The sequence below is a fragment of the Tessaracoccus yangjingae genome, from assembly GCF_055326235.1.
In genome coordinates, this window is the sequence record NZ_JBUZNN010000026.1 from 1 (window position 1) to 5,330 (window position 5,330).

Annotated in this window: 4 protein-coding genes and 2 pseudogenes; 1 reads left to right on the top strand and 5 read right to left on the bottom strand. The window is 64.8% G+C overall.

Going from position 1 to position 5,330, the window contains the following annotated elements; all coding sequences use genetic code 11:
• Nucleotides 1-587 (bottom strand): transposase (locus tag ACZK5D_RS16655; RefSeq protein WP_463666129.1); only part of this gene is annotated, 587 nt, incomplete at its 3' end.
• Nucleotides 588-672: 85 nt separating this feature from the next.
• Here ACZK5D_RS16655 and ACZK5D_RS16660 point away from each other — a divergent pair.
• Nucleotides 673-1,083 (top strand): annotated as a pseudogene (locus ACZK5D_RS16660) (transposase); the annotation flags it as partial.
• Here the strand turns inward: ACZK5D_RS16660 and ACZK5D_RS16665 are convergent.
• The 4 genes and pseudogenes from ACZK5D_RS16665 to ACZK5D_RS16680 all read right to left on the bottom strand — a co-directional run.
• Nucleotides 1,074-1,465 (bottom strand): annotated as a pseudogene (locus ACZK5D_RS16665) (transposase); the annotation flags it as partial. The pseudogenes ACZK5D_RS16660 and ACZK5D_RS16665 overlap by 10 nt on opposite strands.
• Before the next feature lie 279 nt (nucleotides 1,466-1,744).
• Nucleotides 1,745-3,094, bottom strand: coding sequence for a hypothetical protein (locus ACZK5D_RS16670; RefSeq protein WP_463666130.1), 1,350 nt, complete (start codon nucleotides 3,092-3,094; stop codon nucleotides 1,745-1,747).
• A complete protein-coding gene (locus tag ACZK5D_RS16675) occupies nucleotides 3,091-4,140 on the bottom strand; it encodes an ABC transporter permease subunit (RefSeq protein ID WP_463665171.1) in 1,050 nt (349 codons plus the stop codon). Before ACZK5D_RS16675 ends, ACZK5D_RS16670 begins: the two co-directional genes overlap by 4 nt.
• A gap of 8 nt (nucleotides 4,141-4,148) precedes the next feature.
• The coding region (locus tag ACZK5D_RS16680) for a sugar ABC transporter ATP-binding protein (protein ID WP_463666131.1) at nucleotides 4,149-5,330 on the bottom strand (1,182 nt) is incomplete at its 5' end.

Genomic DNA, 5,330 nt, shown 5'->3' on the forward strand with positions numbered 1-5,330 from the left:
AGGTGCCAGGCCTCGCGGGCGATGGCGCGTTTGAGGCAGCGCAGCACGTCCTTCTTGCTCTTGCCCGCGGCGGTGAGCTTGGCGGCGTAGGCCTTCGTTCGTGGATCGGTGGACAGCCGGACGAGCGCGATCTGGTGTAGGGCCCAGTTGGCTTGCCGGTCGCCGCCGCGGTTGAGGCGGTGCCGGGTCGTTTTCCCGGAGCTGGCGGGGATCGGGGCGGCTCCGCAGAGTGCGGCGAAGGATGCTTCTGTGCGGAGCCGGTCGGGGTTGTCTCCCGCGGTGATCAGCAAGGTTGCGGTGGTGACGATGCCGAACCCTTTGGTGGCGAGCATTGTGGGCGCGGACTGGGTGGTCAGGACGCGTAGCTCGGCGTCGATCTCGGTGATCTCCGCGGTGAGGTTCTGATGGCGCCGTGCCAGTCGGCGTAGCGCTTGCCCGGTGGCCGCACTGACGGTGTCGACGGCGGGTCCGGGACGGGTGGCGGCGAGGGTGTCGATCAAGGCATCGCCGTCGAGGGTGGCGAAGCGGGTCCGGACGGCGTCGGGGGCGATGGCCAGCAGGGATGTGATCTGTCGATGCGCTGCCACGCGGGATTTCATTGCGCTGCGGCGCACGGCCATCAGGACCCGGATCTGTTCGACTGGCCCGTCGCTGGTCTTCGCGATCGGCAGCATGTCGGGCCGACAACAAGCCCGCCTCGACGCCTTGTTCACCGGCGACGACCACGTGCAACTGGAGGCCACCTACGGCGTCTACCAGCAGCTGGTCGCCGCCTACCGCGACCCCGACCGAGCCAAGGGCCGGGCCAAGATGGAGGCCCTCATCGCGAGCATCAGCAGTGGAGTCCCCGGCGTCCTGCGTGAGGTCATCACGCTCGGGCGCACCCTGAAGAAACGGGCTACCGACGTGCTGGCCTACTTCGACCGACCCGGCACGTCGAACGGCCCTACCGAGGCACTGAACGGCCGCCTCGAACACCTCCGCGGTTCCGCCCTGGGCTTCCGAAACCTCACCCACTACATCGCCCGCAGCCTCCTCGAGACCGGCGGATTCAGACCCCAACTACTACACCCTGCATTGTGATGAGCCGTTTTGACGAGCTTGTCCATTCGGCGGGTGGACACCCGGCCAGGTAGCAGTCCGCGACCACCGTGATCAGGGCCGTCTCGGCACGTTTGCGGCGCTCCAGCAGCCAGTCGGGGAAGTAGGTCCCCGAGCGTAGTTTCGGGACCGCGACGTCGATGGTGCCGACGCGCGTGTCGAGGGGCCGGTGGCGGTAGCCGTTGCGTTGCGCGAGCCGGTCGGCCGACGGCTGGCCCCACTCGGCGCCGCAGACCTGATCCGCGTCAGCCGAGAGGAGGGCGTTGATCAGGGTCTGCAGCAGGGTGCGCATCATGTCCGGCGATGCCTGGGTCAGCAGGTTGCCCAACACGTGGGCGGGGTCGACAATATGAGGAGCGGTCATCGTGGTTGATGTCCTTTCGAGAGAACTGTGAGACGTGAACTCGAAGAATCCCACGGTGACCGCGCCGACGTCTTCCGGCACGGCCACCCAGGGTTACACCACGCTATGGGGCCTTACTGCAATACCCCGGTTGTCGGCCTTCGAATCCCGTTGCCCGGCACTCACGGCGCTGGCTCATCGCATTGACAGCTCTACCACTGGCTTGTCGAGGCCGCCTGAATACTGACCCCGCGGCGCCTCGGCAGAAGGGTCGGTATTCGCCCGGGGGTGGCAGACAGACTAGCCGACCGTCACCTGTGGAGGCGTTTCGAGTTGGTCAGCCACGTTCTCCCAGGTGGAGGCGTATTGACCGTAGGCGGTCTTGATGAGAACTCCCACTGGAAGTTCAGGGCATTCGTTCTCGCCGTTTGTTCCCCAGTTGACCCAGCCTGATTGGCGGCGCTGGACGATCTGGAACTGGCCGGAGGGTTGGGATGTCCACCACACCATGGCTCGACCCAGTTCGGAGTGGTACTCCACGGTCTTCTGCGCAGCTCCGGGGAAGATGGTCTCGTGGCCGAGGTGCTGGATGTCGACGGGGCCGCTACTGATCTTCCAGGGACGATCGGGGAGATCCGCGAGCCGGTGCGAGGCTGTGCGGACGTGTCCGAGGCGTTCGCGGATCTCACTGTCAGGGATCGCTTGTTCCCAGGCGCAGAAGAGTCGCCAGTACAGATCCCAGTGAGCTGACTCGATGTCGCCGCTGAGTGCGTCTCGGAAGGCATGGAACTTCGGGTTGCGGTCCACTGGGGCGTCGAGTGTCCGGGCGACCATCTCCGCGAGCTGGCCTGCGTAGGGGTCGCCGTCGCGGTATCGCGTGCCGCCTGGTGTGTCGAAGCGGTCGAAGACCAACTCCCCTTGACCGCCTTCGAACTCGTCTCCGACGGTGATCTTGTTGACGACAGATCTTCCGTTGATGACGGTCTCGAAGGGGTCGACGAGGTAGCGGCGGCTGAACCATGGGGTGCCGTAGGTGAAGCGCCACTCGATGGAGAACTGCTTCCCCTTCAGTTCGTCGAGCAGGCCATCGGGGATCACTCCGCTCATCCGCAGCGTTACCAGGATCGGGCCCCATTCGAGGACTTCGATCGCGACGGTGGTGTGTTCGGGGGGGTTGATGAGTCCGTTCTCTGGTGTGAAGAAGGGGCCGTAGAAGCCGCCGATGGCGTTGTTGCCCGAGGGAAGGAGGTCGACGCCTTCGCTGGTAGAGGAGAAGTGTCGGATGCCCCACTTGGAGGAGCCTTCCCCTTGTGCTGTGCCGGTGCACATCTCCAGGTCGAAGTAGCCGGTGTCGAGTCGGGTGAAGGCGTCGGGTTCACGTGGTTCGAGGGTCGTGATCCCGCGGACTTGAGCATCGTCACCGAGTGGTCCTTCGAGGGTGAAGGTCAGTTGGGTGTCGAGTGAGGCGACGGTGATGAACTTGGTGCGTGTGGGGTCGTCTTGCTGGTCGAGCCGTTGGCAGACCAGTTCGGCGCCGGTGTCGGTGCGTGCACTCCACAGCTTTCCGTCGAGTGTCTCGTCGATGGTGAACTCGATGGGTTCGTTGAGTCGAGGGCCGTGGGTGTTGGTGACGACGATGGTGCGGCTCATGCGGCCGTGCCTCCTGCGGTGAGTTCGGTTGCGTCATTGGCGACGGGCTTCGCGGTCGCGGTGGAACGCTGCTTCAGAGAGTCGATGGCCACGGCGAGGATGATCACTAGGCCCTTGATGAGGAGCTGGGTGAAGAACTGGACGTTCATGAGGATGAGTCCGGTGGTGAGGACTCCGAGGATGACGGAGCCAACGAGGGTGCCGACGATGCGTCCCTTGCCGCCGGCGAGGCTGGTGCCTCCCAGGACGACGGCTGCGATGGCATCGAGTTCGTAGCCAGTTCCTGCGGTTGGCTGGGCGGAGACGACGCGGGCTGCGAAGATGACGCCAGCGAGGCCGGCAAGTGCTCCGGCGATGACGTAGACCGAGGTCAGGATCCACTTGACCCGGACACCGGCGAGCCTGGCGGCCTCAGGGTTCCCGCCGACGGCGTAGATGTGGCGACCGAACTTGGTGCGCTCGAGGACGAACCAAGAGATGAGGTAGACCACGAGCATGACGACGACGGGGACGGGTATGCCGGCGATGTAGCCGTTGCCAAGGTCCCGGAAAGGCAGAGCGCTGTCGACGATCGGCTGGCCCTCGGTCATGGTGTATGCCAGCCCGCGGAGGAAGGTCATCAGCCCGAGGGTGACGATGAAGGGAGCGAGGGACAGGTAGGCCGACAGAGCGCCGTTGATGAGGCCCGCGAAGGCGCCGGCGAGGATTCCGACGAGGACCGCGACTACGGCGGGCATTCCCGCGACGGCGGCGAGGACTGAGGTGACGCCGGAGACTGCGACGATGGAGCCCACAGAGAGGTCGATTCCTGCGGTAAGGATCACGAACGTCATCCCGGCGGCGATGATCGCGTTGATGGAGATGGCGCGGGCGATGTTGAGGAGGTTGTCAACGGTGGCGAAGTTGGGGGCTGCGAAGGCCATGAAGGCGGTGAGTATGGCGAGGACTGCGAGGATGCCTACACGGTCCCACCAGGTGGCGAAGTCGATGTTGCGCGGGATGAGTCGGAACTTTCCCGCTTCGGCGGTTTGGGTTGGGGGGGTCATGGTGGTTCCTACTCGGCTGTTCCGGTGGCGTGGCTCATTACTTGTTCTTCGGTGGCGGATGCAGAGGGCAGCTCCGCAACGATGCGCCCGTGTCTCATGACTAGGATCCGGTCGGATGTGCCGAGCGCTTCGGGAAGGTCGGATGAAACCATGAGGATGGCTTTGCCTTGTCCGACCAGTTGGTCGATCAGCTCATAGATTTCGCGTTTGGCGCCGATGTCGACGCCGCGGGTTGGTTCGTCGAGGATCAGGAGATCTGATTCGGTCAGCAGCGTCCTGGCGAGGATCGCTTTCTGCTGGTTTCCCCCGGAGAGGCTGCGGGACGGAAGGCCGATCGCGCTCTGGCGGAGGCGGAGGAAGTCCATCATCTCGAGGACGGAGCGGCGGATCTTCCCGCGTTGGAGGACCCCAGATGTGGAGAAGCGGTCGAGGGATGACAAGGCGATGTTGTCCTCGACGGTGTGGTCGAGGAACAGTGCCTCGGTCTTCCGGTTCTCGGGGACCATCGTGACCCCGTTGCGGATCGCGGCGAGTGGAGCGCCGGCGTAGTAGGGCTTCCCGCGGAGGGTGATTTGGCCTCCTTGAGCTTTCTCCGCTCCGAAGATCAGGCGCGCCATCTCTGTGCGCCCTGAGCCGATCAGGCCTGCGAGGCACACCACCTCACCTGCTCGGACTGTGAAGCTGACTGGGCCGACGCCGTTGCCGTGGAGATCCTTCACCTGGAGGAGGGGTTCGCCGAGTTGACGTGGGTGGTGGGTGTAGAGATCCTGGATGTCGCGGCCCACCATCATGCGTACGACGTCGGCCGGTTGAATGTCGGTGCGCTCGCGGGTGCCGACGTATCTGCCGTCGCGGAACACGGTGACCCGGTCGGCTAGCTTCCAGACCTCCTCCATGCGGTGCGAGATGTAGATCAGCCCCACTCCCCTGGCCCGTGCATCCTCGATGATTCGGTAGAGCTCTTCGGTTTCAGCGCGGGAGAGTGCGGCGGTGGGTTCGTCGAGGACGAGGATGCGGGCATCTTCGCTTGATGCGCGGGCGATCTCGACCATCTGCTGCATCCCGATACTCAGGGAGCCGAGTGCACGACTGGGGTCGATGTTCAGGCCGATCAGGGATAGCTTGGCCTGCGCGTCGCGGTGCATTCTCTTGCGGTCAAGGGCCCCGAACCGGGTGGGTTCGACTCCTAG

Excerpts from the sequence above, each read along its gene's own strand:
- ACZK5D_RS16675 (WP_463665171.1), bottom strand. The coding sequence starts at position 4,140 with ATGACCCCCCCAACCCAAACCGCCGAAGCGGGAAAGTTCCGACTCATC.
- ACZK5D_RS16670 (WP_463666130.1), bottom strand. The coding sequence starts at position 3,094 with ATGAGCCGCACCATCGTCGTCACCAACACCCACGGCCCTCGACTCAAC.